This is a genomic window from Solidesulfovibrio sp., assembly GCF_029978005.1.
Lineage (GTDB): Bacteria > Desulfobacterota > Desulfovibrionia > Desulfovibrionales > Desulfovibrionaceae > Solidesulfovibrio.
In genome coordinates this window covers 1-2845 of record NZ_JARKOZ010000101.1, presented here as the reverse complement: position 1 = coordinate 2845, position 2845 = coordinate 1, and the positions used below count along the sequence as shown (strand labels likewise).

At 65.9% G+C, this 2845-nt stretch carries 4 protein-coding genes; all 4 read right to left on the bottom strand.

From position 1 onward, the window contains the following. Positions 1-574, bottom strand: a 574-nt coding sequence (locus tag Q1K70_RS11940; protein WP_300159719.1) for a F0F1 ATP synthase subunit B, incomplete at its 3' end; no start/stop codon positions are given. Between the two features lie 47 nt (positions 575-621). After that, complete coding sequence (locus tag Q1K70_RS11935) at positions 622-1041, bottom strand: ATP synthase F0 subunit B (RefSeq protein WP_300159716.1); 420 nt, start codon at positions 1039-1041, stop codon at positions 622-624. A 135-nt stretch (positions 1042-1176) separates the two neighbouring features. After that, positions 1177-1575 (bottom strand): polymer-forming cytoskeletal protein, encoded by a 399-nt coding sequence (locus tag Q1K70_RS11930; RefSeq protein ID WP_300159713.1) that lies wholly within the window; start codon positions 1573-1575, stop codon positions 1177-1179. A 62-nt stretch (positions 1576-1637) separates the two neighbouring features. Next, complete coding sequence (gene rodA / locus Q1K70_RS11925) at positions 1638-2750, bottom strand: rod shape-determining protein RodA (RefSeq protein WP_300159711.1); 1113 nt, start codon at positions 2748-2750, stop codon at positions 1638-1640. Positions 2751-2845 lie beyond the last annotated feature (95 nt).

Below are 2845 nucleotides of genomic sequence, written 5' to 3'. Positions count from 1 at the left end.
AATTGAACACCACCTTTGTTAAGTATTCATCCACAAGCTTTTCCTGGTCCTTGGCGGTCAGCTTCTTCTCGAGCATGGTCGTGGCGGCCCCGACCACGGCGTCGGCCAGCTCGGCGCGCAGCTTCTGCACGGCGACCTTGGCTTCGGCCTCGGCCGCGGCCACGGCCTGCTCGCGAATCTGCACGGCCTTGGCCTCGGCGGCGGCGACGATGGCGTCGCGAAGGGCCTCGCCCTGGCGGCGATACTCTTCCTCGATCCGCGCCTTCTCCTCGGCCAGGTTGCTGATGGAAGCCTCGATGTCGGCCAGGCGCTTGGCGGCGTCGGCCTTGCGGGCGTCAAGGTCGGACAGCTGGTTCTCGATGGACTGGGACCGGCCGCGGAAGAAACCCGCGATCTTCTTCCCGGCCAGCTTGGCGATCACGGCGAAGACCAGCACGAAGTTGATCACCCGAAACAGAAAGTCCTTCCAGTTGAGCCCATGGTGCGCCGCTTCCGCGCCGTCCCCGGAGGCGTAGGCCACTGCGGCCAGCCCGAGCACGAAAGCCGCGGCGCCGATAAGGTGGAGCCTTTTCAATTGAACCCTCCCTTTCCTTGAGAAATCCACGTAAACCCCCGAAACCCCTAAGCCGCCAGCACCTTGGCCACGGCCTTGGAAGCCAATCCGGACACCTTGCCCTTGAGCGCCTTTTCCGCCGAGTCGGTCTGGGCGGCGATGTCCGCCCGGGCCGCCTGCACCTTGGACGCGGCCTCCGCGGCGGCGGCGTCCAGAATCGCCTTCTCCCTGGTCTGGCCCTCGGCCTTCATGGCCAGGCGGCCGGCCGTGGCGGCCACGCGCGCGGCGTCCAGGGCGGCCTCGTAGTCCTTGAGCTTGGTGTCGGCGGAAGCGGTGAACGATTCGATGCCTTCCATCTGCGAGGCGACGAACTCGGCCCGCTTTTTGAGCATGCGACGGATGGGCCCGATGAGGATGACGTTGAGCAGGATCAGGATGAGCAGAAAATTGACGGCTTGAACGAAAAACGTGGCGTTTAAGTCAATCATCGGCACCCTCCGGGAGGTTGTGAAAATTTTTGCAAAGTCAGCAAGCGGCTGTAGCGAATTTGGCCCGGCCTGTCCAGCCCTTTTTGACAAAAACCGCGACGGCCGCGCGCCGCCAAAACCGCGCCGCGCATGGCTTCAGGCGTTATTTTCCTGGGGCTCGCCCCCGCCCTGGGGCAGGCTCTCCACCACCGGCGCGGCCACGGCGGCCGAGGCCTCCATGACCACCTCGCCGTCGAGGCAGCCGCCCTCCTCCACCACCAAGGCCGGGGTGCGCACCGAACCGGTGAGCCGCCCCGTGGACGTGATCGTGACCTTGGACGCGGCCGTGACCTCGGCCGTCACGGACCCGCCGCAGGAAAGACGCCCCACGGCGACCTGCCCCGTGAGCCTGGCGTTTTTTCCGACGATGAGGGTCCCCGACGAGGCGATCTCCCCGTCGAAGCAGCCGTCCAGACGCACCACGCCCTCGAAGACCAGCCGGCCCGTGAAGTACGTTCCGGCCCCGAGAAAGGCGTTGATGTCGTGTTTGCCCACAGGGGTCCTCCGGCGGCCGGCAGGGCGAACCGCCCCGCGCGCCGCGTCGGACCCCCCTCCGGCTAGCCCTTCTTGAAGAGGAAGCGCCGCATGGAGACGTTGACGACGATGCCCACGAGGGTGAAGTTCACAATGGTGGCGCTCCCCCCGTAACTGATGAACGGCAGGGGGATGCCAACGACCGGCATGATGCCGAGCACCATACCCATGTTGATGAGGATTTGCCAGAAGAAATAGAAGAAAACCCCGGCGGCCAAGTAGCTGCCGAAACGGTCTTTCGCATTGCGGGCCGTGATGTAGAACTGCAGCAGAAACAGGCAGAAAAGCGTCAGCAGGACGATGCCGCCGACGAAGCCCCATTCCTCGGCGAACACGGCCACGGCGAAGTCGGTGTGCTTTTCCGGCAAATAGCGCAGCTGGCTCTGCGTGCCTTCCAGAAAGCCCTTGCCCCAGGTCTGGCCCGAGCCGATGGCGATCTGGGACTGGATGATGTGGTAGCCCGCGCCCAGGGGGTCGCGCTCGGGGTCGAAGAGCGTGAGGATGCGGCCCTTCTGGTAGGGCTTGAGGAAGAACCAGCCGCAGGGGACGAGCGCCGGCCCGGCCACGGCCAGGGTCTTGAACACCGGCCCGGTCAGGCCCCGGTAAAGGATCAGGCCGCATACGAGCAAAAGGACGTTGAGCCCGGTGCCGAGGTCGGGCTCGACGATGATGAGGCCGGCCACGGGCAGGGTCACGCCCAGGATGCCGGCCAGCTCCAGCCAGCCCAGGCGCTCCGAGCGCTTGGACAGGATCTTGGCCGCCAAGAGCAGCATGGCGATCTTGGCCAACTCGCTCGGCTGGAAGGCGAAGCCGCCGATGGGCAGCCAGCGCTTGGCTCCGGACACGGTCTTGCCGAAAACGAGCACGAGGACGAGCAGCACGGCCACGCCGATGGTCAGCGGCCAGGCGATGGTGCCCAGGTGCTTGTAGTCGAAGAGCACCATGCCGACCATGCAGCAAAGCCCGCCCAGGCCCCAGTAAAGCTGCTTGTTGTAGAAGGGCTGCAGGGACAGTTCGTCGCCCATGCGGAAGCCGCTGGCCGAATAGAGGTTGAGGACGCCGACGCCGAACAGCAGCGCCGTGAGCCCCAGAAGCGGCCAATTGATGCAGAAGATGAGTCGTCTGTCGAACGGCATGGGATTCCCTGTGCAAAGGAAGAACGGCTAGTCGCCGACGTCTCCCGGATCGGCGGCCGGCTCGCGGGCGGCCGCCGCTCCGGCCGGGGGGGGGG

Excerpts from the sequence above, each read along its gene's own strand:
- rodA (WP_300159711.1), bottom strand. The coding sequence starts at position 2,750 with ATGCCGTTCGACAGACGACTCATCTTCTGCATCAATTGGCCGCTTCTG.
- Q1K70_RS11935 (WP_300159716.1), bottom strand. The coding sequence starts at position 1,041 with ATGATTGACTTAAACGCCACGTTTTTCGTTCAAGCCGTCAATTTTCTG.